Annotated in this window: 23 protein-coding genes; 17 read left to right on the plus strand and 6 right to left on the minus strand. The window is 65.9% G+C overall.

Annotated features, from left to right (window positions below; all coding sequences use genetic code 11):
* Nucleotides 1-78 precede the first annotated feature (78 nt).
* The 5 genes from F2Q65_RS12450 to F2Q65_RS12470 all read left to right on the plus strand — a co-directional run bounded on the left by F2Q65_RS12450 (nt 79) and on the right by F2Q65_RS12470 (nt 5,672).
* Nucleotides 79-2,637 carry a DNA translocase FtsK gene (locus tag F2Q65_RS12450; RefSeq protein ID WP_150093743.1) on the plus strand — a complete coding sequence of 853 codons (2,559 nt, stop codon included), beginning with the start codon at nt 79-81 and terminating at the stop codon, nt 2,635-2,637.
* A gap of 197 nt (nt 2,638-2,834) precedes the next feature.
* Complete coding sequence (gene lolA, locus F2Q65_RS12455; RefSeq protein ID WP_150093744.1) at nt 2,835-3,545, plus strand: outer membrane lipoprotein periplasmic chaperone LolA; 711 nt, start codon at nt 2,835-2,837, stop codon at nt 3,543-3,545.
* A gap of 8 nt (nt 3,546-3,553) precedes the next feature.
* Nucleotides 3,554-4,939, plus strand: a complete 1,386-nt coding sequence (locus F2Q65_RS12460; RefSeq protein WP_150093745.1) for a replication-associated recombination protein A — start codon at nt 3,554-3,556, stop codon at nt 4,937-4,939.
* Between the two features lie 32 nt (nt 4,940-4,971).
* A complete protein-coding gene (gene crcB / locus F2Q65_RS12465) occupies nt 4,972-5,346 on the plus strand; it encodes a fluoride efflux transporter CrcB (protein WP_211354029.1) in 375 nt (124 codons plus the stop codon).
* Nucleotides 5,343-5,672, plus strand: a complete 330-nt coding sequence (locus F2Q65_RS12470; protein ID WP_246156191.1) for a DUF190 domain-containing protein — start codon at nt 5,343-5,345, stop codon at nt 5,670-5,672. The genes crcB and F2Q65_RS12470 overlap by 4 nt, the downstream gene beginning before the upstream one ends.
* Nucleotides 5,673-5,739: 67 nt before the next feature.
* On the opposite strand, the gene F2Q65_RS12475 is transcribed toward F2Q65_RS12470, so the two are convergent.
* Nucleotides 5,740-6,111 (minus strand): DUF805 domain-containing protein, encoded by a 372-nt coding sequence (locus F2Q65_RS12475; protein WP_150093747.1) that lies wholly within the window; start codon nt 6,109-6,111, stop codon nt 5,740-5,742.
* A 135-nt stretch (nt 6,112-6,246) separates the two neighbouring features.
* The gene (locus tag F2Q65_RS12480; protein ID WP_150093748.1) at nt 6,247-8,457 is read right to left on the minus strand and encodes a polysaccharide deacetylase family protein; all 2,211 of its coding nucleotides are present in this window, start codon (nt 8,455-8,457) and stop codon (nt 6,247-6,249) included.
* Nucleotides 8,458-8,691: 234 nt separating this feature from the next.
* Here F2Q65_RS12480 and F2Q65_RS12485 point away from each other — a divergent pair, with 234 nt between their 5' ends.
* The 5 genes from F2Q65_RS12485 to F2Q65_RS12505 all read left to right on the plus strand — a co-directional run bounded on the left by F2Q65_RS12485 (nt 8,692) and on the right by F2Q65_RS12505 (nt 14,380).
* Entirely contained in the window at nt 8,692-10,338 is a 1,647-nt protein-coding gene (locus tag F2Q65_RS12485; protein ID WP_150093749.1) for a tetrathionate reductase family octaheme c-type cytochrome, read from the plus strand.
* On the plus strand, nt 10,335-10,988 hold the full coding sequence (locus tag F2Q65_RS12490) for a cytochrome b/b6 domain-containing protein (protein WP_150093750.1): 654 nt from the start codon (nt 10,335-10,337) through the stop codon (nt 10,986-10,988). Before F2Q65_RS12485 ends, F2Q65_RS12490 begins: the two co-directional genes overlap by 4 nt.
* A 506-nt stretch (nt 10,989-11,494) precedes the next feature.
* A complete protein-coding gene (locus F2Q65_RS12495; protein ID WP_150093751.1) occupies nt 11,495-13,183 on the plus strand; it encodes a C1 family peptidase in 1,689 nt (562 codons plus the stop codon).
* A 301-nt stretch (nt 13,184-13,484) separates the two neighbouring features.
* Nucleotides 13,485-13,919, plus strand: coding sequence for a CVNH domain-containing protein (locus F2Q65_RS12500; RefSeq protein ID WP_150093752.1), 435 nt, complete (start codon nt 13,485-13,487; stop codon nt 13,917-13,919).
* 23 nt (nt 13,920-13,942) lie between these two features.
* Nucleotides 13,943-14,380, plus strand: coding sequence for a hypothetical protein (locus F2Q65_RS12505; RefSeq protein WP_150093753.1), 438 nt, complete (start codon nt 13,943-13,945; stop codon nt 14,378-14,380).
* A gap of 227 nt (nt 14,381-14,607) precedes the next feature.
* Here F2Q65_RS12505 and F2Q65_RS12510 read toward each other — a convergent pair whose 3' ends face one another.
* The gene (locus F2Q65_RS12510; RefSeq protein ID WP_150093754.1) at nt 14,608-15,027 is read right to left on the minus strand and encodes a DUF533 domain-containing protein; all 420 of its coding nucleotides are present in this window, start codon (nt 15,025-15,027) and stop codon (nt 14,608-14,610) included.
* Nucleotides 15,028-15,210: 183 nt separating this feature from the next.
* Between F2Q65_RS12510 and F2Q65_RS12515 the strand changes: the two genes are divergently transcribed.
* The 5 genes from F2Q65_RS12515 to F2Q65_RS19695 all read left to right on the plus strand — a co-directional run bounded on the left by F2Q65_RS12515 (nt 15,211) and on the right by F2Q65_RS19695 (nt 19,811).
* Nucleotides 15,211-15,969, plus strand: coding sequence for a class I SAM-dependent methyltransferase (locus F2Q65_RS12515; RefSeq protein WP_150093755.1), 759 nt, complete (start codon nt 15,211-15,213; stop codon nt 15,967-15,969).
* Between the two features lie 57 nt (nt 15,970-16,026).
* Nucleotides 16,027-16,533: a SprT-like domain-containing protein gene (locus F2Q65_RS12520; RefSeq protein ID WP_150093756.1), complete on the plus strand. Its 507-nt coding sequence runs from the start codon at nt 16,027-16,029 to the stop codon at nt 16,531-16,533.
* Nucleotides 16,534-16,615: 82 nt separating this feature from the next.
* Nucleotides 16,616-16,882 (plus strand): FeoA family protein, encoded by a 267-nt coding sequence (locus tag F2Q65_RS12525; RefSeq protein WP_246156192.1) that lies wholly within the window; start codon nt 16,616-16,618, stop codon nt 16,880-16,882.
* Entirely contained in the window at nt 16,879-19,410 is a 2,532-nt protein-coding gene (gene feoB, locus F2Q65_RS12530; RefSeq protein WP_150093757.1) for a ferrous iron transport protein B, read from the plus strand. Before F2Q65_RS12525 ends, feoB begins: the two co-directional genes overlap by 4 nt.
* The gene (locus F2Q65_RS19695) at nt 19,407-19,811 is read left to right on the plus strand and encodes a FeoB-associated Cys-rich membrane protein (RefSeq protein ID WP_150093758.1); all 405 of its coding nucleotides are present in this window, start codon (nt 19,407-19,409) and stop codon (nt 19,809-19,811) included. The genes feoB and F2Q65_RS19695 overlap by 4 nt, the downstream gene beginning before the upstream one ends.
* Nucleotides 19,812-19,963: 152 nt before the next feature.
* Here F2Q65_RS19695 and F2Q65_RS12540 read toward each other — a convergent pair whose 3' ends face one another.
* Nucleotides 19,964-20,194, minus strand: coding sequence for a hypothetical protein (locus tag F2Q65_RS12540; RefSeq protein WP_150093759.1), 231 nt, complete (start codon nt 20,192-20,194; stop codon nt 19,964-19,966).
* Nucleotides 20,195-20,406: 212 nt separating this feature from the next.
* On the opposite strand from F2Q65_RS12540, the gene F2Q65_RS12545 reads away from it, so the two are divergent.
* Nucleotides 20,407-21,672: an FAD-binding domain-containing protein gene (locus F2Q65_RS12545; protein WP_211354030.1), complete on the plus strand. Its 1,266-nt coding sequence runs from the start codon at nt 20,407-20,409 to the stop codon at nt 21,670-21,672.
* A gap of 42 nt (nt 21,673-21,714) precedes the next feature.
* Here F2Q65_RS12545 and F2Q65_RS12550 read toward each other — a convergent pair whose 3' ends face one another.
* The gene (locus tag F2Q65_RS12550) at nt 21,715-23,664 is read right to left on the minus strand and encodes a V-type ATPase 116kDa subunit family protein (RefSeq protein WP_150093760.1); all 1,950 of its coding nucleotides are present in this window, start codon (nt 23,662-23,664) and stop codon (nt 21,715-21,717) included.
* Between the two features lie 172 nt (nt 23,665-23,836).
* Between F2Q65_RS12550 and F2Q65_RS12555 the strand changes: the two genes are divergently transcribed.
* Nucleotides 23,837-25,372: a sensor domain-containing diguanylate cyclase gene (locus F2Q65_RS12555; RefSeq protein WP_170265686.1), complete on the plus strand. Its 1,536-nt coding sequence runs from the start codon at nt 23,837-23,839 to the stop codon at nt 25,370-25,372.
* On the opposite strand, the gene F2Q65_RS12560 is transcribed toward F2Q65_RS12555, so the two are convergent.
* The gene (locus F2Q65_RS12560) at nt 25,318-26,637 is read right to left on the minus strand and encodes an acetate/propionate family kinase (protein WP_150093762.1); all 1,320 of its coding nucleotides are present in this window, start codon (nt 26,635-26,637) and stop codon (nt 25,318-25,320) included. The two genes, F2Q65_RS12555 and F2Q65_RS12560, sit on opposite strands and share 55 nt — an antisense overlap.
* Between the last annotated feature and the right edge of the window lie 8 nt (nt 26,638-26,645).

Below are 26,645 nucleotides of genomic sequence, written 5' to 3' on the forward strand. Positions count from 1 at the left end.
GCCAGCCGCCAGCTGCAGAACGGACGCGAAAAATCGCCGGCGACGCTACAATACACCGAAGGATTCGGAGGATGTATCGTGACCCAGGCAACGCGTGTCGGCCAACTGAGCCTGACTGATTACCTCGATCGCGCATGGCGCGAAGGCGCCATGTGGATCCTCATCTGCGCCGCGCTTTACCTGGTGCTTGCGCTGGCGAGTTATTCGCCCCAGGACTCCGGCTGGTCCTTCGTCGGCACCAGCGAGGACGTGGTCAATGCCGGCGGGCGCTTCGGCGCCTGGTTCGCCGACCTGGCTTTGTTCCTGTTCGGGCTGTTCGCCTATCTGATTCCGGCCATGGTGGCCTGGAGCGCCTATCTGGTGTTCCGTCAGCGGGAGCCGGAGCCCGAGACCAAGCTGCTCTGGCTGGCGCTGCGCTGGATGGGCTTCGCGATGACCCTGGCGGCCGGTTCGGCGCTGGCCAGCATCCACCTGGTAGCGTTCGCGTCGGATCTGCCGAACGGCATCGGCGGAGGGCTGGGCCAGCTGCTGGCGGACTACGCGGTACGGCTGTTCGGTGCAACCGGCAGCTCCCTGGCCTTGGCCGCGCTGCTGCTGGCGGGGTTCACACTGCTTACGGGCCTGTCGCTGCTGTTTCTGGTGGATGCGGTGGGTGCGGCGACCCTCGCCATGGTCCGCCTGGGCAGTCGGATCGGGCGCGACAGCCTGCGGCTGCGTGCGCCCGACCTGGGCCTGTCGCGTCTGCGCCTGCCCCAGCTGCGCCTGCCCAAACTTTCCCTTTCCGGCATGTCCCTGTCCCGGCTGTTCACGCGCCAGGACGACGACATGGATGACGACCTGGAGCTGTTCGACGCTGCCGAACTGCAACCGCACCTGCGTCGCTCCGCGCGCCGGCCCAGGCCCCCGACCTCGGTCGCCAAGCCGCAAGACGATCCGCTGACGGAGACGGTGGCAGCAACCTGGCCGGCACCGGAACCCGATCCGCAACCGGCCCCTGAAGGCGACAGGCAACCTGCAGCCAGGCCCGGGCCTGGCATGCGCAATCCGTTCCGCCGCAAGGCGGCGGCCGAGGCGCCCCCAGCCCGGTGCCGCCGTGACGCGTCCGGCTTCCAGCGCCCGCCGCTGGACCTGCTGGATGCACCCCGCAAGAGCGCCCGCGCGGAGACGCCGGAGCAGATGGAGACCATGTCCCGCGAACTGGAGGCGCGCCTGGCGGAGTTCGGCGTCGTGGCCGAGGTGGTGGCAGTGCATCCCGGCCCGGTGGTGGCGCTGTTCGAACTGGAACTGGCGCCAGGCCTGAAGGTCAGCAAGATCACCGGTCTGGCCAAGGACATCGCCCGCGCCCTGTCCAAGGTCAGCGTGCGCGTGGTGGAGGTGATTCCGGGCAAGTCCGTCATCGGGCTGGAGGTGCCCAACGACCAGCGCGAGATGGTGGTGCTGCAGCAGATCCTCGGCTCGTCGGCCTATCTGGAGGCCAAGTCGCCGCTGACCATCGGCATGGGCACCAACATCTCCGGCGCCCCGGTGGTGGCGGATCTAGGCCGGATGCCCCACGCCCTCATCGCGGGTACCACGGGATCCGGCAAGTCCGTGGCCATCAATGCCATGATCCTGAGCCTGATCTACAAGGCGCCGCCGGAAGACGTGCGCCTGATCATGGTGGACCCGAAGATGCTCGAACTCTCGGTCTACGAGGGCATCCCGCATCTGCTCACGCCGGTGGTCACGGACATGAAGGAGGCGGCCAACGCCCTGCGCTGGTGTGTCGGCGAGATGGAGCGCCGCTACAAGCTCATGGCCAGCCTGGGGGTGCGCAACATCGCCGGCTACAACCGCAAGGTGCAGGACGCCATCGACGCCGGCACGCCCATTCCGGACCCGACCTACCGTTTCGCCGACAACCCGCCGTTCGCCATGGACGATGACGGCGACGCCGCGCTGCCGGAGATCCCGACCCTGTCGCGGCTGCCCTACATCGTCGTCATCATCGACGAGCTGGCGGACATGATGATGGTGGTGGGCAAGAAGGTGGAAGAACTCATCGCCCGGCTGGCGCAGAAGGCCCGCGCCTCGGGCATCCATCTGCTGCTAGCCACCCAGCGGCCCTCGGTGGACGTGCTCACCGGCCTGATCAAGGCCAACATCCCGACCCGCATGGCCTTCAAGGTGTCCGCCCGGGTGGACTCGCGCACGGTGCTGGACCAGATGGGCGCCGAGCACCTGCTGGGCCATGGCGACATGCTCTACCTGCCGCCCGGGGGCAGCATCCCGCAACGGGTGCATGGCGCCTTCGTCGACGACCAGGAGGTGCACCGAGTGGTGGATTTCCTGAAGCAGCAGGGCCAGCCGGACTACATCGACACCATCCTGCAGGAGCCCTCCGAGCACCTGCCGGGCATCGATCCCGAGCCCCGGGGCGGCGGTGACGTCGAGGACCAGGACCCGCTGTTCGACGAGGCGGTGCACTATGTGGTGGAGAGCCGGCGGGCGTCCATCTCCGGTGTCCAGCGCAAGCTCAAGATCGGCTACAACCGCGCAGCGCGCATGATCGAGGAGATGGAGCGCATCGGCATCGTCGGCGCCGCCGAGACCAACGGCAACCGCGAGGTGCTGGCCCCGCCACCGCCGGCGGATTGATTGCGGCCGACACCCGATGCGCGAACATCCAAACGCTCGTCTACAACGGGTACCCATCGGAGGAAACCGACTTGTACCGATTTTTCTTGCCCTTGGGGCCGCGTCGGCGAAACGGCAAGCTGTGCCGATGCCGCGATGCTGGAGTCGAACCGCAAAGTCGCAAAGGACGCAGCGTATTGGCCGGAACGAGTGCGAAAATGTCGGCTTTTCTCTGCGCTCACCGCGCCTCTGCGGTTGGTCGAACGGCGGAGAAGGCGCTGGTTTCTGCTCCCCGAAGCCGTCATCCGGGCGTCATTGCGCTGGTGCTTGCGGCGTCGACGCTGCTGGCGGCACCAGTGGCGCGTGCGACCGATGCCGTTGCCCTGGTCAAGGACTACCTGCAGGGCCTGAATAGCCTGCAGGCGGAGTTCCGGCAGATCACGCTGCCGTCGGACGGCAGCGACATGATCGAGTCCCGCGGCACCTTCTACCTGTTGCGCCCCAACCGGTTCCGCTGGGACTACACCGTGCCCTGGTCGCAGCAGATCGTCGCCGACGGCCAGCGCATCTACCTCTACGACGAAGAACTGGCCCAGGTCAGCCATCGCAGCCAGAAGCGGGTGCTCGACGGCACGCCGGCGCAACTGCTGGCCAGCGACCAGCCGCCGGAGGACTACTTCACCATGCGGAACATCGACCGCGGTGACCAGCGGGACTGGGCCGAACTGGTGCCCAAGACCGAAGACACCGATGTGGTCAGGCTGCAGATCGGCTTTGTCGACGGTGAACTGGACACCCTGGTGATGGAGGACCGGTTCGGCCAGCTCACCCGGTTCATCTTCACCGAGCTCGAGCGCAACCCGCAGCTGCAGTATGCGTTCTTCCGCTTCGAGCGGCCCGCCGGGGCCGACTTCCTGCAGATCGACTGACCGGGCCGATGGCTGAACTGCCGCTGTCATCGCCCGGTTCGCCGCCCTTACCGCCCCTGGCCGAGCGCATGCGTCCCGACCGGCTGGATGCCTTCGTCGGCCAGCGCCATCTGCTGGCGGAGGACCGGCCGTTGCGCCGGGCCCTGAGTGCAGAGCGGCTGCATTCCATGATCTTCTGGGGTCCGCCCGGTACCGGCAAGACCACGCTGGCGCGGCTCATCGCCGCCGGCTCCAACGGGCGTTTCGTCAAGCTGTCCGCGGTGCTGTCCGGGGTCAAGGACATCCGCGATGCGGTGGCCGCGGCCCGCCGCCTGCGCGATGAGCAGGGCCGGGGCACGCTGCTGTTCATCGACGAGGTGCATCGCTTCAACAAGGCCCAGCAGGACGCCTTTCTGCCCCATGTGGAAGACGGTACCGTGGTGTTCATCGGTGCCACCACGGAGAACCCGTCCTTCGAACTGAACAACGCATTGCTGTCACGGGCGCGGGTCTATGTGCTCAAGCCGCTGGAGCCGGCGGACCTGGAGCGGGTCATCGATCGGGCCCTGGCGGATCCCGCCCAGGGACTCGGCGGGCAGGGGCTCGGCATCCACGCCGACGCCCGGGCGCTGCTTGCGGCCGCGGCCGACGGCGACGCCCGGCGCGCGCTGAACCTGCTGGAACTGGCGGCGGATCTGGCCCCCGCGGATCTGGCCACCACAGAAACGCCGCCCCAGGATGGCGTCGGGGTGCGCTGCATCGACGTCGACAGCGTGCGCCAGGTCATCGAAGGCAGCTTTCGGCGCTTCGACAAGGGCGGCGATGTCTTCCACGACCAGATCTCCGCGTTGCACAAGTGCGTGCGCGGTTCCGCGCCGGACGCCGCGCTGTACTGGCTGGCGCGCATGATCGACGGCGGCTGTGACCCGCTGTACATCGCCCGCCGGGTGGTGCGCATGGCCAGCGAGGACATCGGCAACGCTGACCCGCGCGCCCTGACCCTGGCCCTGGAGGCCTGGGACGTGCAGCATCGCCTGGGCAGCCCGGAAGGCGAGCTGGCGCTGGCGCAGGCAGTTGTCTATCTGGCCTGTGCGGCCAAGAGCAACGCCGTCTACACCGCCTGGAACGCGGCCCTGGCCGATGCCCGCTCCCATGGCTCGCTGGAGGTGCCGCCGCATCTGCGCAACGCCCCGACCGGGCTGATGAAGTCCCTGGGTCATGGCAAGGGCTATCGCTATGCCCACGACGAACCGGACGCCTACGCCGCCGGCGAGCGCTACTTTCCGGACGGCCTGGAGCCAAGGCGCTACTATGCGCCGGTGGAGCGCGGCCTGGAGATCCGGATCGGAGAGAAGCTGTCGCGTCTGCGGGCACTGGATCAGGCCGCGGCGCGCACCGGGTCGGCGTCGACCTAGGCCGCAGGGCAACCCGCGGGGCGGACATCAACGTGCTGCAGATCCTGGCCATTGCGGCTGGTGGCGCCCTTGGGGCCGTGGCCCGGTTCCTTGTCTCCAACGGCGTCTATCGCCTGCTGGGGCGGGACTTTCCGTGGGGGACGCTGAGCGTCAATGTGCTCGGATCCCTGGCCATGGGGCTGTTGTTCGTGCTGCTGCTGGAGCGCAGCCTGCTGGCGGCGGAGTGGCGCTCGGCGGTGCTGGTGGGCTTTCTTGGCGCCTTCACCACCTTTTCCACCTTCTCCCTGGAGACCCTGGCCCTGCTGGAACAGGGCGAGGTCCTGCGGGCGGGGCTCAATGTGATCGGCAGCGTGGTGTTGTGCCTGGCCGGTTGCTGGGCCGGCATGATTGCAGCGAGGGCGCTATGACGATGCCTGGTGACGATGACGGTGACGACGACTTCCTGATGGTCCGGGTCTATCTCAGCGAGGCAGACCATGGCCTGAAGCCGCTGCTGCGATGCCTGCATGACGAGCTTGGTGTCCGTGGCGCCACCGTGGTGCGGGGCGTGGCCGGTTTCGGCGGCTCCGGTGTGGTCCATCGCACCGCTCTGGTGGACCTGTCGTCGGATCTGCCGCTGGTGCTGGAATTCTATGACCGTGCCGAGGCGGCGCGGATCGCCATCGAGCGGATCAAGGCCCTGGTCCGGCCGGACCATGTGGTGTCCTGGCGCGTCCGGATCGAGGACGGGTGATCCGCAAGGCCCCCGGCGGCCGGAGGCGCAAGGGGCTTTTTGATCAGGCCATCGTGCAGGCCAGGGTTCAGGCGGTGACGCCCTTGGGGTTGGGTCCGTGGGCGTTGCTGCCCGGGGTGCTGTCCTGCACGAAGAAGAAGATCAGGATCAGGGTGCCGATCACCGGGATCAGGCCGACGAGGATCCACCAGCCGGTGCGACCGGTGTCGTGCAGGCGCCGGACGCCGACACCAAGGCTGGGGATCAGCACCAGGATGATGTAGAGGCCGCTGAACAGGCCGTAGCCGGTTTCCGGGTTGAGCGTGCCCAGGGAGCTGTCGACGAGGCCGAGGCCGATGGCGATGAGCAGGTTGAACAGCGTGAAGTACCAGTACTCCGCGCGTTGGGCGCGGCCGCTGAAGACGGTGTATTTTTTCAGGACCGCTAGATACCAGTTCATGTCATGCGTCTCCGTTTCCGTTGGTTGATGGCCGGGGTGGGGGTGCTGATTCTGGCCGGCAAAGTGGTCAGGCCGACTCGGTGATCAGGCCGGCAAAGTGATCCGGCCCGCCAGGCGATCAGACCAGCCAGGTGATCAGGCCAGAAAGATACGCTCAAGGCTGCCGGTGGCCAAGTTACCATGTCCGTCCTCGGCCTCGATAAAGTAGCGCAGATCGCCGGCGCCCGCAGGCAGCTCGGCGGTCAGGTATTCCGCGCTAGCCCTGGCACCAGTGGCGGACGGGTAGGGGCCGTGACGGCGCATCGGCAACCGCTGCTCGCCGTCGGATCCGCGCAGCACCAGGTCCACCCGCCGCAGCCCGGCGCAGTCGTCGACGAAGGCGTGGACCAGGGCCTGGCGCGGCGCGTCCAGCAGGCACCCCTGTCCCCAGCGCTTGCCGCCCGGGTTCTCCGGCGTGACCCAGGGCGGGAAGATGGTGGGTGCGGTGCGGTCGCCGCCCCGGGCCACCAGTCCGTCCAGCGCCGGCCCGATCTGCGCCAGCGCCAGGTTGGCGGCACGGGTCACCTGCTCGTCCCACTGCTGTTGGCCGGTCCAGTACCAGTAGCAGCTGGTTTCCGCCGTCAGCAGCAGGCGGATGGCCTCCGCCAGGGCCGGATGATCCGGCTCGGCGTCCTCGAGCGTGTGCACCCGGTTCTGCAATGCGGTCAGCACTGCCCAGGAGTTGAGGTCGGGGGAGTAGGGCTGGTCGTATCGGCTGAACCACTTCATGAATTGCGGATCGCCGTTGTCGGCGCCGGCCCAGGCGCCGGGCTCGATGTGGACGACCTGCGCGGGGTCCGGCGGAAACCGTTGCAGGTAGTCCTCCGCCGTGGTCAGCTCAAAGCGGGGGTCTTGCCGCAACCAATGCACCAGGGCGTCGGTGTTGTGATGGTAGTAACTGTCGGCGCCGCCGCCGTGGTTGTCGCCGTCGGAGTGCAGCAGGAAGAACGGCGGATGCGCCGGGTCGAAGCGCCCGCTGTCGACGATGCGCCGGTACACCTGGCCAAGCACGTCCGGATATTGCAGTGCACCAAAGCCGCCGCGGGCGTCCTCGTTGCCGATGTAGCGCTCTGCGGGGATGGCGATCAGGCTGTGCATGGCCCCGGACGGGTCCTCGTAGCCGACATACTCGGGGCGCAGCAGGCTGGGGGAGATCGGCGAGCCGGCCCAGATGTTGTGCAGTTGCAGCCAGTCGTCCATGGGCGGATTGACCTGGTCCGCCGGGTTTGGCGGCAGCATGCCCTCGCCGATGCCGGCGTAGGGGTAGTCGCGGCAGGCGCGAAAGCGGTGGATGGAATCGTAGATCACCGCGCTGACGCCGGCCTGGCGCAAGGCCGGGATCATGCGCACATGGAAGGCGGTTTCTGGCGGGAACAGCACGCCGGAGGCCTCGACGCCGAAGGTGTCGCGGATGGCCCGCCGGTGCCACTCGATCTGGCGCACGATGTCGCGCGGCGGAATCAGCGGCATCAGCGGATGGTAGAACCCCAGGCCGGCAAACGCGATGCGCGGATTGCCCAGCGCGGTGCGGGCGCCGGCCATCTCGCGCAGGGCGCGGTTCCAGCCGGCAAAGCGGCCGCTGCAGCGCCCGAGTTCGGCACAGCGGTCGAGTTGCTCGATCAGCGAGCCGCTCCAGCTGGTGGACAGTCCGGCGTGGGGCAGTCCGCCATCGATGTATCGCTGCACGGCGGCGGGGATGAAGTCCGTGTAATTGCCGCCGCGGGCGCCGAATATGCCGTCCTTTTCACCGTCCCAGGCCAGGCGGTCGGTGGTGTCGTAATACGGCTGATGCATGTGCTTGTGGATGCCGAAGTACAGCTTCACCGTGTCGCCGGCGGCGGTCACCGCCGGCACGGGCTTCGGCTCCAGATCCGAGCCTAGACCCAAGGTCCCCTGGTCAGCAGCGGTCGGGTCATCGCGGGCCTGATCATGAGCGAGCCGGTCGGCGCTGGCCCGGACGGGCGGGGTCAGGTGGATCTCGCGATGCCGCTTGATCCAGTCGTCGCCCCCGGCCCCGGCGATGTCCGCCCGCCTGCAGCCCTCGATCTGTACCTGCATGCGCGGTCCGGTGACGGCCGCGGCCGGCACCTGCGCCTGATAGACCCAGCCGCCGTCCTCGCCCGGCCGGCCCTGCAGGTCGTCGCCGTTGAGCAGGACCTCCCGCCCCGGCGTGCGCAGGATGATCTGCGGAAACGGAATCCGGCCGTCCGCGCCGAAGCGCAGCGGAAACGCCGGATGCCTGCCGTCCGGCTCCAGCCGAAGCGCGTCCGGACACTCGATATCGAACAGGCGGGTAAAGATTGCCATGGATGGCCCGTGTGCTGAATGGATTGGCGATTCCGATCCGTGCATTATACCCACCGCAAACGAACCCAGGCCTGATCCTTGCCTACGTCGGTCCGGGGCAGCCTTGAGCACGGAAACTGCGCTGCCATTGCCGGGCGTCAAAGATCCCGCCGCCAGGCTGTAGCAGCATTCAGGATACCTGTGGCGAGCGCATTCGGCTTTGCCCGTCGCGGCACAACCATAAGGAGGATTTTCATGCGACCTTCGATTGGTATCCTGATGCCTTGTCTGCTGCTGGCGGTGTTCGCCGTCGGCGCCCAGGCCCGCGACAACTGGCCCACCCCGCCAGGCAGCGAAGGCGCACCGGCACAGGTGTCCGGCCCCTTGCAGGGCGGTACCGCCGACCACGCCAAGTTCGACGAGCTGCGGGGGCCGTTCGAGGACGGCCGGGCGGTCACCAGGGCCTGCCTCGGCTGCCACACCGAGACCGGCCAGCATTTCATGCAGAACATCCACTGGACCTGGTCCTACGTCGACCCGGAGACCGGCCAGCAGCTCGGCAAGCGCCATCTGATCAACAACTTCTGCACCAATTCCCGCGGCAACGAGGGTATGTGCGCCCAGTGCCACGCCGGATACGGCTGGAAGGACGAGGACTTCGACTTCTCCGACGAGACCCGCATCGACTGCCTGGTCTGTCACGAAACCACAGGCAATTACTACAAGACGCCGAATTCCGCCGGCAGCCCCGCCTGTTCAGTCATGTTCGAGGGCAAGCCCCCCATCGACCTGGCCGCTGCCGCGCAGAGCGTCGGCCTGCCACAGCGGGCCAACTGTGGCGCCTGTCACTTCAACGGCGGCGGCGGTGACAACGTCAAGCATGGCGATCTGTCCACGGCCCTGAAGGCGCCGCCGCGCACCCTGGACGTGCACATGGGCGAGGACGGGCTCAACTTTGCCTGCACCGCCTGCCATGTGACCGACAAGCATGTCTGGGCCGGCAGCCGTTATCGCATCGTCGCCCGGGATACCGAGGGCACCGGCAAGCCCGGCCAGCGCACCGACGTGGCCACCTGCGAGTCCTGCCACGGCCTGTCGCCACATCCGGTGGACAGCCTGGCCAGCTTCAAGCTCAATGACCATGTGCAGAGCATCGCCTGCCAGACCTGCCACATCCCCGAGTTCGCCCGCGGCGGCGTCGCCACGGTGGTCGACTGGGACTGGCGCACCGCCGGCAAGACCCGCGACGGCGAGGGCTACCACGAGGAAGGCTACATCCAGGGCAACGGCGGCCACCGCTACACCTACAAGTCCATCAAGGGCAACTTCACCTATGCGGAGAAACTGGTGCCGGCGTATGACTGGTTCGATGGCCAGATGCACTACACCACCATCGACACCCGTTTCGATCCCGCGGCGGAGTCCATTGAGATCAACGGCTTCGAGGGGTCCCGGGCGGATCCAGCCTCGCGCATCTGGCCATTCAAGCGCATGCACACCTGGCAGCCGTACGACAAGGGCAACGGCACCCTGGTCTACACCCACCTCTGGGGCGAGGATGACGCCGCCTACTGGGGCAATTACGACATGGCCGCCGCCATCGAGAAGGGCATGGCGGACTTCGGGCTGGACTATTCTGGTGACTACGGCTTCATCGAGACCATCTCCTGGTGGCCCATCACCCACATGGTGGCGCCGAAGGAGCAGGCCCTCGGCTGCGGCGACTGCCATACACCGCAGAACAGTCGCCTGGCCTCTGTGGAAGGGGTCTACATGCCCGGCCGCGACCGCAACCGCTGGCTCGACATCATCGGCACGCTGATCGTGGCCGGCACCCTCGCTGGCATCATCATCCACGGCCTGGTCCGGTTCTTCTCGCCGAAGTCGGAGCACCACGCATGACACTGCAACGGGTCAAGATCTTCAGCCGGTTCGAGCGCTTCTGGCACTGGTCGCAGATGCTGCTGATCGTGGTGCTGCTCGTCACCGGCTTCGGCCTGCACGGCTTCCACGACATCTTCACGTTCGAGCAGGCGGTCACCTTGCATACCGCCGCGGCCATGGTGCTGCTGTTCCTGTGGCTGTTCGCCACCTTCTGGCTGTTCACCACCCGCAGCTGGCGCCACTTCATCCCGAGCCTGTCCGGGATGTGGGGAGTGCTTCGCTTCTACAGCTTCGGCATCTTCAAGGGCGAGCGTCATCCCTACCGCAAGGCCTACTGGCGCAAGCACAACCCGCTGCAGGCCCTGGCCTACCTGATGCTCAAAATCGTGCTGTTCCCGGCCATCTGGATCACCGGTCTGATCTATCTGTTCTATTTCGCCTGGCGTGACATCCCCGATGCCGCCCAGTGGCTGCATCTGGTGGCCTTGATACACACCGGCGCTGCCTTCGCGATCCTGACCTTCGTGCTGGTGCATGTCTACATGCTGACCACCGGACACTCGTTCCGCGAGCACCTGATGCCCATGATCACGGGCTTCGACGAGGTGGACCTGACGCCGGAAGAGGAGGCCTACCTGCGCAAGGACCAGCCGCAGGACATTCGCTGAGGCGGTATGGAACCCGAAAACCGCGTTATGGGGTTCTGTCACCAGGAGGTGGCACAGCCACCTCGTGCTGAGGTTTGATATTGCGGAAAGGGCGGGGCTTCCAGCCCCGCGAAACCCGAATGTGCTTCTGCAACGGGTCGGTCTCAAGCCCTGATGGATCGCCCGGCCGGGGTTGTCTACCTGCGTTTTGCCGATTCCTCGCTTTCTATTTCCTTGACCTCGGTGCCTTTCGTGTTCGGTAACGCTCCTTCTCTCGGGCGTTGACAAAACCGCGTTCAATCAGTGGGAAAAACACCCAATGTCAGCCGAAATCTGACTTGTACCTGCCGCATTGGTTCGTTACGGTCTCGGCCTGATTTTCTTGTTCCGAGCACCATCACGCCTAACCCTGCGTCAATCTCGCCAGGAATTCGTATTTCGTACGATGTTACTGGCGCCAGCGGGTTCGGTATTCGACTTCAGGCGTGACAACGGCAACCCTTATAGACCGAGATGCATAACCGTCCATGAAGCCGACCTGTCTGAAAAATTCTCTCGTCCCCCGCCTGTTTGTGATCGCCTGCCTCTGCCTCCCCACGATGGCGCTGTCAGAAGAGCCCATAGAGCGGTTGCGTTCTCTCGGCCTGTCAGTCTCGCCATCCAGTGCGGCATTCGAGCGCTTCCTCGAGCGGCGTGCCGCCGGCAAGTGGATCACAAAGACCGACGACGGGCGCGCCCTCGGGTCCACGCCGGCCCCATTCCGGATGCCGCCGCGTCGGGATCTTGCCGGGGTGCGAGCGAGCGCAAAATTCGAGCAGCCGCTGCCCGCGTACTACGATCTTCGGACCACACGGCCAAAAGGGGTGACCCCGGTGGTCAGCCAGGGGTCTTGCGGCGCCTGCTGGACGTTTGCAGCCATGGCGGCCATCGAATCGAACACGCGGTATACGCGTGGGGTCATCACCGATCTTTCCGAGGCGGACCTGAACGAACGCCACGGGTTTGACAACCCTGTCTGCTCGGGCGGAAATCCAACTATGGCAACCGCCTACATCGCGCGCGGCAGTGGTCCTCTGACGGAGTCGGACGCGCCATACCCCTCCTGGTACTTCAGCAGCACGCCCACGGGGCCGATCGATCCAAACCCAGATGCGGCTGCCAGTACGGCCGACCTGGGATGGAGGCGACCGATCAATCGGCCTGCAACCGAAGACCGCGTCTTCTATCCGATGGACGTCCACATGCTGGAAAAAGCGGGTGCGGCCTTGAACCCGGAGGAAATGTGGTGGATCAAGAATGCGCTCTATCGCAATGGGGCCGTGCTCATGGCATTCATGTGGGCAGATCAATACTATAACCCACGCACCTATGCGTATTACAACGGTATCGACACCTACGCCAATCACGAAGTAACCATTGTTGGCTGGGACGATCACTATCCGGCCTCCAACTTTATCGATCCACCAGGCGCTAACGGGGCCTTTATTGTCAAGAACAGCTGGGGGACCGATTGGGGCGACGCAGGCTACTTTTATATCTCTTATGAAGATGTCACCATCGACCGGATCACCCAGTTTCAGGATGCAGTGCCCAGTCGCCCCTACACGCACATCTACCAGTACGATCCACTAGGCGTTGTGGACGTTGGGGGCTTCGATACGGATACCGCCTGGTTTGCGAACGTGTTTATCGCCAGTGCGAAAGGTGCCGCTATCAATGGGGCTGGATTCTATACAGTGGGTCCGTCCAGCTACACCGTCCAGATCTACTCCGGCACGGAAATCGTCGACAATTTCCCATATATCAACCCGACAGCCGGCACACTCGAGCATGAACAGCTCGGTGAACTATCGGAGGCCGGCTATCACACCATCCACTTCGACTGGCCCGCACGGGTTACTCCTGGGCAGCCCTTCTCTGTAGTCGTCCGGTTGACAACCCCAGGGGAGACCAAGATCGTCGGACTGGAATTTGCGAAAAAGGGCTACTCCAGCGCGGCAAGTTCCGTCCACGGGCAGAGCTATATGAGTCCGGACGGCAATGCCTGGTTCTCGCTTGGCGAGGACGCAAACGTGACGCTAAAGGCGTTTGCCACCGCGACATCGCCAGGACCGTTCTGGCTTGGGAAAGGCGGTGGTGTTCGACGCAGTTCAGGTTCCGATAAAGACTCGTTCATAAGCCGAGCCCCGTGGGCGCTTGAAAGCGGGCGTCTTTAGCTGCCGGGCTCCTTCGGTAAGCGCTTGGCCATGCCCCACTCGTTCCGAGTGGCCTAGCAGAGGAGCAGGTCGAGGTGGGTAACCCGGCACTTCAGTGACATAAGCCGCGTATAAAACAAGACCGAAGACTCGAACGTCGGACAGCGTGCTGAAGTTGGCTCCGGCTCAGACCGGGAAAGCCAGCCAGCCAAGGTCTTCCTGCGCCTGAAATTATCGGTTTTCTAACGCGAATGTCGAATGTAGCGGCTTCGCAAAGGTGAAAACGAGAATAATCCTGATCGCAACAATAGAGAGTGGAAATATGAAGAAAATGGCATTGGTCGGTCTCGTCTTGTTGCCGGGTCATTTGCTGGCGGCTTGGTTCCCTGTCGCAAACTTGCAACAGACCTGCACCGCATTTGATCTGAAAGAGGGTGTCCGGCTGGAGGCATTCTGTGTGGAGAGGCCAACGTTCAGACCACGCGATCCGGCGAATTATCCTATTTCCATGATGCGGCGCACATCGATCGATCTCGACCAGTGCGTCGGGGAAGACCCGGATGGCAATCTTGTTTTCGGCGGGCGCGACTTCTCCAGTCAATGTCACTCGATCGGTTTCAACCAGACGCCAGTCGGTCCCATGCTCTACGCGACTTGCCGCAGTGACGCAGGGGTCGAGGTGGATTCTATCCCCCTGAATCTGTCTCGTGGTCTGTCCAGCCAGGATGGTCAGCTGACCTGTTCCTCGGCGAATTAAATTACTACAGGAGCAAGAACATTGTGAAAAATTTTATCCTCCTGGGTCTTCTCTCCCAAGGTTTCTTTTTTCATGGTCTCTCGAATGCTGCGGACTCGGACTACGCTTGCACTACGTCCAATTCATCCGATAAATGCTACTTCTGCAAGCTGAGCCTGTTCCATGGGTCGATCGAGTGCAAGAGAGACATTGAAATGGTCGATTTGGCTGGAGCACCCTATACAATCGTCAGACCGATTTCCAAGAGCATTGATGATTGCGTCGGAAATGACAATGGGCAAATGATTCACGGATCGGCAGCCGGAGACAGTTGTCAGGACTACACCTTGGAGAATGATGAATTGAGTGCTAGATGCCGTGACGGGGCCGGCACCCTGCAGGACACGCGGATCCATCTCCCCGATTACTTTATGGCGAACACGCCACCGACGAATGGCGAGAATATCATTTGCGTTCGCTGACGCGCGAATTATGGATGCGGGCTTGCTTGCCGCTTTCAGGCAGACGCTGGTGCCTTGGGCGTTCGGCTTAAGCTTCAGTTCGCCATTCCATAACGCTGTCCCCGTGTCGCCGGATGGCCAGCGGCCGTAACCACTGAAAATGGCGGAGCGTTCTGCGCCGTCGTTTTGGTGCCGTTTGGGGCGCCGGTTGGGGCCCCGCTTGGGGCCCTGTTCGGCGCATGCTCCGCTCAGCCGGCGCGGCTGGCCTCCACCGTGGCCTGGATCTGCGTTTGAAGGGCTGCGTCCAGTTTCAAGGCCCGGGCGAGGCTGTCGAGGTAGATGCGTTCCGGCATCGACGGCGGGTCGAACATCCACAGCGACGCCGTGTAGACCTCCGCGGCCTGTTCGCGGGACTGCACGGCGGCCCCGGCCAGTGCCTGGATGTCGAGCGGCCGGCCATATTCCTCGAACAGAAATGCCTTGTCTTCGGGCGGTAGCGCCAGGGCGTTGATCTGGTTGAGGATCGTCTGGCTCTCCTGCACGTCGATCTGGCCGTCGGCCTTGGCGGCGGCGATCATCGCGCGGGCCAGCAGCTGGCTAAAACAGCCGGCAGCCGGACCGGATGCTGGCCCTTTCCCGGCGCACCGCGTACGTTGGATAATCAGCATCTTCAAATTTGCCACTTTGTCGCGGTTCGGGTGACCGCAGAGACGCAGAGACGCAGAGCACGCAAAGCGTACGCAGAGACGCTTGCGAAAACGCTGGCTGGTCTCTGCGTTCTCTGTGCCTCTGCGGTTTGGGTTTGGAAGTGCTGTCGAAGGCCGCTGTGCTTGATCTCAGGGGGGGGCTGAGTGGACGATATTGAACTCCTTGTGGACCTGCATCGGTCTGCGGACCGGCAGGGGCCGGGCGGCGATGCGGAGACCCGCCGGGCGCTGGAACTGGCCGGACTCGACCGGTCGCGGCGCCTGAAGATCGCGGACATTGGCTGTGGCACCGGGGCCGCCAGCATCCTGCTCGCCCGGGAACTGGATGCCGAGGTCACCGCGGTGGACTTCCTGCCCGCGTTTCTCGACACGCTTCGCGCCCGGGCGCACGAGCACGGGGTGGCGGAGCGGATCACCCCGCTGCATGCCTCCATGGAGGCGCTGCCGTTCGCGGCCGGTGCGTTCGACGTGATCTGGTCCGAAGGGGCCGTCTACAACATGGGCTTCGAGGCCGGCATCTCCGCCTGGCGCCAATTCCTCAGGCCCGGAGGCATGCTCGTGGTCTCCGAGATCACCTGGCTCGGCGCTCAAAGACCGGCGGAGATCCAGGCCCACTGGGCGTCGGAGTATCCGCAGATCAATGTCGCATCGGCCAAGATCGGCATCCTGGAGCAGCACGGCTACAGCCCTCGGGGCTACTTCGTCCTGCCGCCGCATTGCTGGCTGGAGAACTACTATCGCCCCATGCAGGACCGGTTCGATGCCTTTCTTGCTCGCCACGGCCATGGCGACCAGGCAACGGCCATCGTCGCGGCGGAACAGCATGAGATCCGCCTGTACGAACGCTACCAGGACCATTACGGCTACGGCGTCTATGTGGCGCAATGGCCCGGAGTCGGCTGAACAGGGTCGACACCCTGGCTGCGAAAACCAAAGGCTCGTTTGCAACGGATAGAACGGATGAATCTGGATCGCGCCGAGGCGCTGGCGCGGCGCGAGCTACGCCGATTTTCGCAGCTCGCCGACTGGTCGTTCGGCTGGAACCGCCGGCTGCGTGCCCATGGGCTTTGCCGGTTCGATCTGCGCCGGATCGAGCTGTCCGCGCCCCTGACCCGGCGCGAGCCGGACGAGGGGCTGATCCTCGACACCATCCGCCATGAACTGGCCCATGCCCTGGCCGGTCGCCGCGCCGGGCATGGTCCGCGCTGGCGGGCCTGGGCCGAGCGCGTGGGCTGCAATCACATCGGCAGCAGCCGTGCGTCCTCGCCGAACGCCGAGGATGTGCCGGCACGCTACGTCCTGCTGGCGCGCATCGACGGGCGCGACCAGGTGGTCCGGCACTACCATCGCCGTCCGTCGCGTGCGTTCCTCGAGTCGCTCCCCCAGCGCTTTCTGCGCGGTCGGCCGGAGACGCGGGGCACCTTGCGGCTGGTGTGCGCGGACAACGCACCGCCGGATTCGAGATAGAAATAACAAACAGTCGCATTTGCGTTTAGCGGTTCGTCTGCGCTAGCATAGGGAGCAGACCCAGCCAGCGAGAGAACCCGCGATGCCCAAGATGCCCCTATGCGGCGATGTGCGCACCCTGAACGACATCGGTACCGGCGCCCAGGTGCGCATTCGGCGCCATCATTCCAATGGCGCCGTTCGACAACGTCTGCTGGACCTGGGGCTGATGCCGAATGTGCTGGTGACCCTGGTGCGCAGTGCGCCGCTCAACGACCCCATCCAGCTCAGGCTGGATGGCTCAAGCATCACGCTGCGGCGGCGCGAGGCCGTCACCATAGAGGTGAGCGGCGAGGACATGCCACGATGACACCACGCGATGGCGTGCTGGTGGCCCTGGCCGGGCAACAGAACGCCGGTAAGTCCACCCTGTTCAACCTGCTTACGGGTGCCCGCCAGCATGTGGCCAACTATCCCGGTGTCACCGTCGACAAGAAGCATGGGCAGTACGGCGACAATGTGGGTACCGTCTACACCGTCGACCTGCCGGGCACCTACAGCCTGACCGCGTTCTCGCTGGAGGAGCGGGTGGCGCGCGAGTTTCTGCTCGGCGACCGACCCGATGTGACGGTCAATGTGATCGATGCGTCGAATCTGCGTCGGTCGCTGCACCTGACGCTGCAGATCCTGGAGCTGGAACTGCCTTCGGTACTGGCGCTGAACATGATGGACGTGGCCGAGGGGCGCGGCATCCAGATCGACCAGGCCCGACTCGCCGCGCGGCTGCAGATGCCGGTTGTGCCCACGGTCGGGCGCAAGGGGCAGGGGCGCGAGGCACTGCGCCAGAGCATTCGCGCCGAGTCGGCGCGTCAGGCCGTCAGGCGGGCTCCGCCTGCACCACCGGTGGACTATGGTGCGCTGGAGCCGATGATCGAGCAGGTGCGGCAACGGCTGGCGGACTTCGACTCCCTGGCAGACCTGCCCCGGCGTTGGTTGGCGCTGAAGTTGCTGGAGGGAGATACCCAGGCGGTGACCTTGCTGGTGGAGCGCGTGGGCGAGGAGTCGGCACGGCCGCTGCGTGAGGAGATCGACGCCCTGATCGCCGAGTTCGAGCAGGGGCAGGGAATCGATGTGGGCGACCACGTGGTCGGCTGCCGGGATCGGGCCGTGGAGCGCTTGCTGGACGGGGTGATCACCGGTGCTGCGGGCAACCGCACCACGCTGACCGAGCGCATCGATCGCATCCTGCTCGATCGCTGGCTGGCGCCCGGCTTCCTGCTGCTGTCGGTGTTCGCGATCTATCAGGTCTCCATCGTCTGGGGTTATGAGCTGACCAATTACACCTGGCCGTTCCTGGCCAAGGGGCGCGAGCTGATCGCCGGGGCGCTGCCCGGCGCACACTTCCTGGTCGACCCCTATGTGCGCTCGCTCGGGCTCTGGCTGGTGGACTCGGCCAACACCCTGCTCAACTATGTGCCGATCTTCATCATCCTCTTCGCCTGCATCGCCATCGTCGAGGACTCCGGCTACATGGCCCGCATCGCCTTCATTCTGGACAAGATCCTGCACCGCTTCGGCTTGCACGGGCAGAGCACACTGCCGTTGATCCTGGGCGGCGTCTTCGCCGGCGGCTGCGCCGTGCCCGGGGTCATGGCCACCAAGGGCATCCCCGACAACCGCGCGCGCATGGCGACCATCTTCACAGTGCCGTTCATGAACTGCCTGGCCAAGGTGCCGCTCTACACGCTGCTACTCGGGATCTTCTTCGTCGAGCACAAGTCGCTGATGATGTTCTACATCTCCACCATGACCATCATATTCGCGCTGCTGGTGGCCAAATTGCTGACCAAGACCGTGCTCAGTGGCCACGAGACCTCGCCGTTCGTGATGGAACTGCCGCACTATCATCTGCCGACATTCAATGGCGTCGCACGGCGCTCGCTCGAGCGCACCTGGCAGTACATCAAGAAGGTCGGCACCGTGGTGCTGGCGGTGGCCGTGGTGGTGTTCGTGCTGCTGCATCTGCCGGGGCTGCCGGCCGAGCGCAAGGCGTATTTCGCGCAAGAGGCCGAGGCCGCCATCGAGCGCTTCGAGCAGGCCATGGCCGGCAATCCCTATCGCGAGATCGCCACCGGCGCCAACCTGGTGCCGCTGATCAACTACTACAGCGACTACAAGCGCGCCAAGCTCAACGCAACGGGCGCGGCGGCCTCGCAGCGGGTCACCGAGCGCTTCCAGGCGCGCAATGCCGACTTCTATCCGCTGGTGACGCGGGGCGGCGATAGGGACGCCAGACAGGCAAACCGCGCACTGCGGAACCTGGCGCGTGATCGACAGGGCCTGCGCCAGCAGATGCGCGAGGAGCGCATCGCCTACTCCATCCTCGGCGCCATCGGCCGCGGGCTGGAGCCGATCACCCAGTTCGCCGGCTTCGACTGGAAGATCAATGTCGCGCTGCTGGCGTCCTTCGCGGCACGCGAGAGCAGTGTCGCCACCCTGGGCGTGCTGTTCCAGCAGGGCGATGACGAGAACCAGACACTGGAGGAGCGCATGGGGCAGGCGACCCGCGCGGGCGGTGCGACCGCGCTGCTGGCGGTGTCGGTGATCCTGTTCTTCGCTCTGTATCCGCCCTGCCTGGCCACCACCATGATGGTCAAGGTGCAGACCGGCTCCTACAAGTGGATGGTCTTCTCGATCATCTTCCCGACCATCCTCGGGCTGGCGGTGGCCAGCGCGGTCTACAGCATCGGCGCGGCGGTGGGCGCCAGCGGCATCGAGGCGATGTCCGCGGTCTACTGGAGCGCCTTTGCGCTCTTGCTGATCGTTGGCCTGCTCAGTGATCGCAAGGCGAGCCGGCAACTGCGGCAACGCTTTGCCGCGGCATCGCTGCCGACATGACCGACCCCGCCCAGCAGTTGTCCCCGCAGACGGCGAACCCGCTCGCGCCGCCTGCTGCCCCGCAGGCCGGCGGGCAGTTCGGAGCCCAGGCCGGCGCCCAGGCCGGAGATCAAGCCAGCGCAGGCATCACTGCACAGGCTGCAGTCCAGCCAGGGACTCAGACAGGCGTCCAGACCGCGACGCTGGCCAGCCAGGATGCCCCATCGGTCCATGCAGCGCCGCCGATCACGCTGCTCGATGCCGGGGTCATCGGGCTGGTGCTGGGACTGTCGCTGTGGTACCTGGGCCGCCAGTTCTGGCGAAAACGCGATGGCTGCAGCGGTTGCAGCGGCTGCGGTCAAAGACTGCACGAACGCCAGGGCGGAGGCTGTGTGGTTGGCGGTTGCTCCAAGCTGTCGTGAAGCCTGGCGTGATGTGGTCACATCGGCATCAGAAAAGCGACACCCAATCCGCTCGAGTTGTGGTCGAAAACTGATGGTCGTTGGCCATATGCCGGCCAGTGGGGTCAGGATCAGTCGATCGGGGTCGCCGGGTCAGGAGCCGACGGCCTGGATCAGGGCTTTGAGCGCGGTTCGGCCTGAACCACCCGTTGCACCCCCCGTTTCGGCACCCAGGCCCGCTCTCCGGGCATCAGCACGCGCCGGCCCGGCAGCTGAGTCGGACGGGTCGCCTCGATGCGGTAGAACCAGAGGAATTTCCAAACGATCCGAACCGTGTATTTGACGATTCCGAAGGGTCCGGAGATCACGAGTCGGGCGAGGTGTGCATTCTCGTTGGTATACATGGGAGACTGCGGGTCCAGCAGGGCGGCGATGGGAGACGCGTTGCATCCGGTCCTGCCGCGCATCAAACGCCAGTTCGAATTCGTCTCTTAGTTGACCAAGTGAGCTTAGCGTAAATAAAAGTACGCTACCTGACCATTTCTGACATCGTTCGCTGGAAAGCTGGGCAACTTGCTGATAGCGAGCGCCGATGATTCCTTGCGCAGGTTCTATGATGACCATGCCTCAGTCCGGTTTTTCGAACACAAAAAATACGCTACTGGCGAACCGTGACCAAGGCGCGGCGCTGCTGCGGGCCTTCGTGCCGCGGATGGGGCGGCACTACGCCCAGGGGCGCAATTTCGATCCGGGACCCGGGCGGTACCGGGACGTGTCGACCCTGTCGCCGTACATTCGAAGGCGGCTGCTGCTGGAGACGGAGGTCATTGCCGCCGCGCTTGATACCCACGGCCTAGCACAGGCGGAAAGATTCATCCAGGAGGTGCTCTGGCGGGGCTACTTCAAGGGCTGGCTGGAGCAGCGTCCGCAGGTCTGGGCAGACTACCGGGCGGGTCTGCAGGCGGATCTCGCGCGGCTGGACACCGACGTCGACCTGCGACGGCAACTGACCCGCGCCGAGTCCGGAGACACCGGGCTCGCCTGTTTCGACGCCTGGGTACGACAGCTCGTGGAGACCGGCTACCTGCACAACCATGCGCGCATGTGGTTCGCGTCCATCTGGATCTTCACCCTGGCACTGCCCTGGCGGCTGGGCGCGGATCTGTTCTACCGGCACCTGCTGGATGGCGATCCGGCATCCAACACCCTGAGCTGGCGCTGGGTCGCGGGCTTGCATACCCGGGGCAAGGCCTATCAGGCGGATGCCGGGAACATCGCCCGCTTCACCGGCGGGCGGTTCCGCCCGGACGCGACGGACCTGGCCGGGGACATTCGCAGCCTCGAGCTCGATGAGCCAGAGGGTCTGCCGCCGTTGCAGGGCCTGCGTCTGCCGCGCTCGCCCCAGCCTCTAACGGAGCCGAATGCCCCGCCTACCGCGTTGCTGATCACCGAAGAGGACTGCCGGATGGAGGATTTCGATCTGTCCGCGCTGGACATCCGTGGCGCCGCAACCCTGTCGGCCAGTCATCTGCGCTCGCCGCGGGGCGTCGCCGAGCCGGTTCAGGCCTTCGAGGCGGCGGCCCTGGCCGATGCCGCAGCCCGCAGCGGTCGGCCGGTGGATGCGCTGCGCGCAGGCACCCCAGGTGAGCTGGCGGCCTGGGCCGAAGGCGTCGGCGTGCGGCAACTCGTCACCGGCTATGTGCCCGAGGGGCCGTTGCGGGACTGGTTGCGTCAGGCGGAGCCGGCGTTGAGCCGGCGGGGCATCCGGCTTTGCGAATGGCGCCGGGACTGGGACGGCCTGGTCTGGCCCCATGCCACCGCCGGTTTCTTCAAGGTGCGCAAGCAGATCCCGGCCATCCTGACTGCGGCGAACCTGGGCTGATCGGCCGATGCCGTGAAGCCAGCACCGTGACGCCGGCTGGTCTCAGCCGGGCACCTTGTCCAGTGGCGGTTGTGCCGCCGGCCGGAAACGCCGGCCCTCGCCCTGGAAGAAGCGCATGAAGAACTCGAACAGCACCAGCCGCGTGGTCTGAATGGCCACCACCAGGCCTTCCAGCAGTACCACGGCCAGATTGCCGACGATGACCACCAGCGCAGCGGCGACCAGGCTGTCCAGGCCGCTGGCCACGCCGACGATGGCGGATTGCAGCGCCGCGTGGGCCAGCGCGAAGGCCCCCACCCGGGCAAAGGACACGGTGTTCAGCAGCATCTGCAGCGTGCTTTCGAACTGCTGGCCAAGACCCGCCAGCAGCACCAGCGGATCCGGCCGGCGCCACAGCCGGTTGCCGGTGCACAGCAGCACGCCGGCGACGGCCAGCCAGGCCCAGCGGACATCCAGCAGGGCCAGCAACAGGCCCCAGTAGGCCAGCAACTGGGCGGCGTCGGCCACGCCGGCGGAGCCGCCGGTGCCCCGCCAGCATGTCTGTAGGGTGTGCAGCAGGACCCCCAGGGTCAGGATCAGCGCGCCGGCGGCCACCGGCACTGTCAGTACCAGCAGCGGGTCGTCGAACGGGTGCAGCCACAGCATTGGCATCAGGCCATGGAAGCCGAACAGGTCGCCGTAGACAAAGCCGAACACAAGCGACGCAAACCCGCAGGCCAGCAGCAGCGGCCAAAGGCGGGTAAGCTTTCGCAGCAGCAGCGCGGCCAGCATGATGAGCGCGCCGTGACCGACGTCACCGCACATGTAGCCGAACATCACCGGCACCAGCAATGCCACCCAGGTGGTCGGGTCTGCTTCGTGGATGCCCGGTACGCCGATGGCGTCGGCGAATATCTCGAACGGCTGCAGCCAGCGTGGATGGCGCATCAGGGTGGGCGAGGCCAGGTCTGCCGGCGGCGGGCGAAAGGCCAGCTCGGCGCGGATGCCCACCTCGCGCAGCGCCCGGTTCATCGGCTCGGCCTGGCGCTCCGCGCTCCAGCCGCTGATGTAGCAGACCTGGGCGTCGCAACGGATCTGCGCCGCGGTCTGCAGGAACCAGTCGATGCGCTCCAGCACGCCCAGGGCGCGGGCGACACCGCGTCGCTCGGCCAGGTCCGTCAGCGCCTGGCGTTGCTCCGCGGCCTGTGCCTCGGCCTGGTCGAGCCGCCGGCCGAGGACGGTCTCCGGCGCCGATGCGCCGAGTTCCGCCAGCCAGTCTGGCAGCTGCAGGCAGTGGCCGCCGGCGGCGACGGCCCGCTGGCAGAGCGCGGCGCGCTGGTCCGGTGTTGTCAGCAGCAGCGCACCGGTTGGGTCAAGGGCTGCTGGGTCGCCGCCCGCAGTGCGTGACGGATCGCGTGACGGGCCGTTCTGTGCACCGTGCAGCGTACCACCATGCGGTGGATCGCGTGACCGGCCCAGGGGCGACGCAGGGGGTGTGGCCAGTGGCCGCAGCAGTGCGGCCTCGGGCAGGTCAGGCGTTGCGGCCTGCGGTAGCACCAGGCAACAGCCGGTGATGACCGGGCCGGTCTGCTGCAGTCGATCCAGGGGCAGACCCGAGGCGGCCACGGCCGGTAGCCAGGGTTGCCACCGGCGCAGCACCGTCAGTTGCGTCTCGATGCGTTCGAGCTGCCCCAGCAGTGGGCGGGCCTGGGCCTGCCAGTGTTCCAGCTGGCGCAGCGCGGCGCGGGCCGCAATCTCCAGCGGCAGGGTGCAGCAGCGCCGCTCGAACACCGGCGGCGGCCAGAAGCGACCGTGCGCGTCTGCCAGCCGGTGCCACTGGCGGCTGATCTCTTGCAGTGGTGCCAGTTCCGCCACCGCGCCGCTGTCGGCCGCGGCGCCGGTCCACTCGAACTGCACGCCGCCGCGCCGGGCCAAGGCCTCCAGTGCGTCGTGCGCATCGACCCTGGGCACCACCAGTTCGAACCAGCCCGCCGGGGCGGGATGCAGCCCCATGATCACCTCGCGCAGGGTTGTTGTTCTCCCTGCCTTTCAGTGTAGTCGGCTCCGGCGTCAATGCCGGCGGATGGAGGCTGAAAGCGAAAATTCAGCTGCCTCTTCCACTGGTATTTCACCCCGAATTATGCGATTGTCTGACCGGGTACTCACAGTGCACGGCATGCGCAAGATGAGCAGCGACAAACTCGAGATCGGGTTCGACGCCATCCCTCGGGCCGTTGGCGTCGACACGGGTTGCGAAGTCATCGACGCGCAGCACCGACAACTGATCCAACTGCTCAACAGCCTGGCCGCCGACTTCATGGCCGCCACCACCGGGGACTTCGACCTCGCCATCGATCGCATCCTGCAGCGCAGCGGCGACTTCTTCGGCGCCGATCGGGCCTACGTCTTCCTGAAGCAGGGGGACGGCACGTTGGTGAGCAACACCCACGAATGGTGCCGCGACGGGATCGAGCCGCAGATCGACGTGTTGCAGAACGTGCCCATCGACGCGACCCCCTGGTGGTGGGCGCAGATCAAAGCGCACGAGCACCTGTTGATCCCGGATGTCAAGGCCATGCCGGCGGAGGCCGCGCTGGAGCGGTCGGTGCTGGAGCCCTTGGGCATCCAGTCGCTGTGCGTCTTTCCGGTGCGGCAGCAGGACGAGATCGTCGGCTTCGTGGGCTTCGACGCAGTGCGCGCGCAGCGTGACTGGACTGCCGATGTGGTGGAGTTCGGCATCACCACCGGCAAGCTGATCGCCATCGCCCTGGAGCGCAGCCGCATGCATCAGGCGCTGCAGGAGAGTGAACGGCGCTATCGCACCCTGTTCGAGTCCCTGGCGGACGCGGTCATCGTCACCGACAGCCAGAGCCGTCGCATCACCGACGCGAACCGTCAGGCGGTGGCGCTAACGGGCTGGACGAAGGCCGAACTGCGCTCGCGCACGCTGACCGACCTGTCGCCGCCGGAGCTGGTGGAGCAGGTGCGCCGGCAATTTGCGACCTTCAGCGCCACCGATCAGGTGATGATGGCCGAACTGCTGGTGCAGCACCGCGACGGCCATCGCATCCCGGTCGAGATCCACAGCGCCGGACACTATGTCGCCGGCGGCCGCTCGATGACCGTCGGTGTGCTGCGCGACATCAGCGAGCGCAAGCGCGTCGAGCGGCAGATCCTGCACATGGCGCAGCACGACGCGCTGACCGATCTGCCCAACCGCGCGCTGTTCGGCCACCTGGTGGAATCGGTCCTGTCTGTGGCCCTGCGAGACCGCAGCCGGTTTGCGCTCTTGTTCGTGGACCTGGACGACCTGAAGCCGGTAAACGACCGTTTCGGTCACGGCTGCGGCGACGTGCTGTTGAAGGAGATCGCCACGCGCATCCGGCGCAATCTGCGGGCGTCCGATACGCCGGCGCGCATCGGCGGCGACGAGTTCGTGATCCTGGTGCGCAACTTGGGTGGCCGGCGCGATGCCGTGAACGTGGCCGAGAAGATCCGGGCCGCGATCGCCATCCCCTACGCCATCGAGGAGCAGATGCTGCAGCCCTCGGCCAGCATCGGCATCGCGCTCTTCCCCGAGCATGGCCAGGATGTGTTTACGCTGGTTCAGCGGGCGGACAAGGCCATGTACCGGGTGAAGGCGGCGGGCAAGAACGGCATTGCCGTCTATGACGATACCGATGACGACCCGTCGGCCCCGGCCACAGCCTCGAACGCCTGACGGGCGATCTCGAGTTCCTCGTCCGTCGGGATCACCAGCAGCCGCACCGGGCTGGCGGCGGTGGCGATGTCGCGCTCCAGGTCGGTGAGCTGATCGTGGGGCCGGGTGTTGGCCTGGGGGTCCAGCTCGATGCCCAGGCGTTCCAGGCCGGCGCAGCTGCGTGCGCGGGTCTCGGCGTCGTTCTCACCGATGCCGCCGGTGAAGACGATGGCATCCACTCGGCCGAGTTCTGCATAGTAGGCGCCGATGTACTTCTTCAGCCGGTGGCAGGTGACGCCGATGGCCAGTTCGGCCGCTTCGTCGCCCTGCTGCGCCTTGCGCTGGATCTCGCGCATGTCGTTCACGCCGCACAGCCCGAGCAGTCCGCTCTGGCGGTTGAGCAGATCGTCCAGGGTGTCGTTGTCCAGGCCCAGGTGCTTGCTCAGGTAGAAATGGATGGCCGGATCCAGATCGCCACAACGTGTGCCCATCACCAGCCCTTCCAGCGGGGTCATGCCCATGGAGGTGTCGACGCTGGCCCCGTCGCGGATGGCGGTGGCGCTGGCGCCGTTGCCCAGATGCAGGGTGATCAGGTTGCACTGCTCCAGCGGCTTGCCGAGCATGTGCGCGGCACGCTTGGCCACATAATGATGCGAGGTGCCGTGGAAGCCGTAGCGGCGTACCCAGTGCTCGCGGTACAGATAGTCCGGGATGGCATAGCGATAGGCCGTGCGCGGCATGGTCTGATGGAAGGCGGTGTCGAACACGGCCACGTGCGGGATGCCCGGAAACAGCTCCCGCGCCACCAGAATGCCGTCGAGATTGGCCGGGTTGTGCAGCGGCGCCAGCGGGCTCATGTGGCGGATCGCCTCGATCACGTCGTCGTCGACCAGCGTCGGCAGGTGAAAGGCCTCGCCGCCATGCACTACGCGATGGCCCACGGCGGCCAGCTCCGCGGCCTCGGCGAGGGCCTCGCCGTCCTTCAGGGCCTGGAGGAGGTGGTCGATCTCCTCTTCGGTCATCTCATGGGGCGGCGGTGTGTTGATCAGCTGCCCGGCCAGCGCCAGCAGGATGCGGTCCATGCCGTCGGCATGGGTTGCGATCGGTGTCGTACTGCGGCTGCTGTAGTGCTCACCGCGGCCGTCGAGCCATTCCGAGTGAATCTCCGACGCCGGTTCACCGATGCGCATGACCGAGCCCGAGGCCAGCACGCGCCAGTCGTCACGGTCGTACAGCTTGTACTTGATGGACGAGCTGCCGGAGTTGATGACCAGGATTTTCGACATGGGGTTGG

Source organism: Thiohalocapsa marina (assembly GCF_008632335.1).
Taxonomy (GTDB): domain Bacteria; phylum Pseudomonadota; class Gammaproteobacteria; order Chromatiales; family Chromatiaceae; genus Thiohalocapsa; species Thiohalocapsa marina.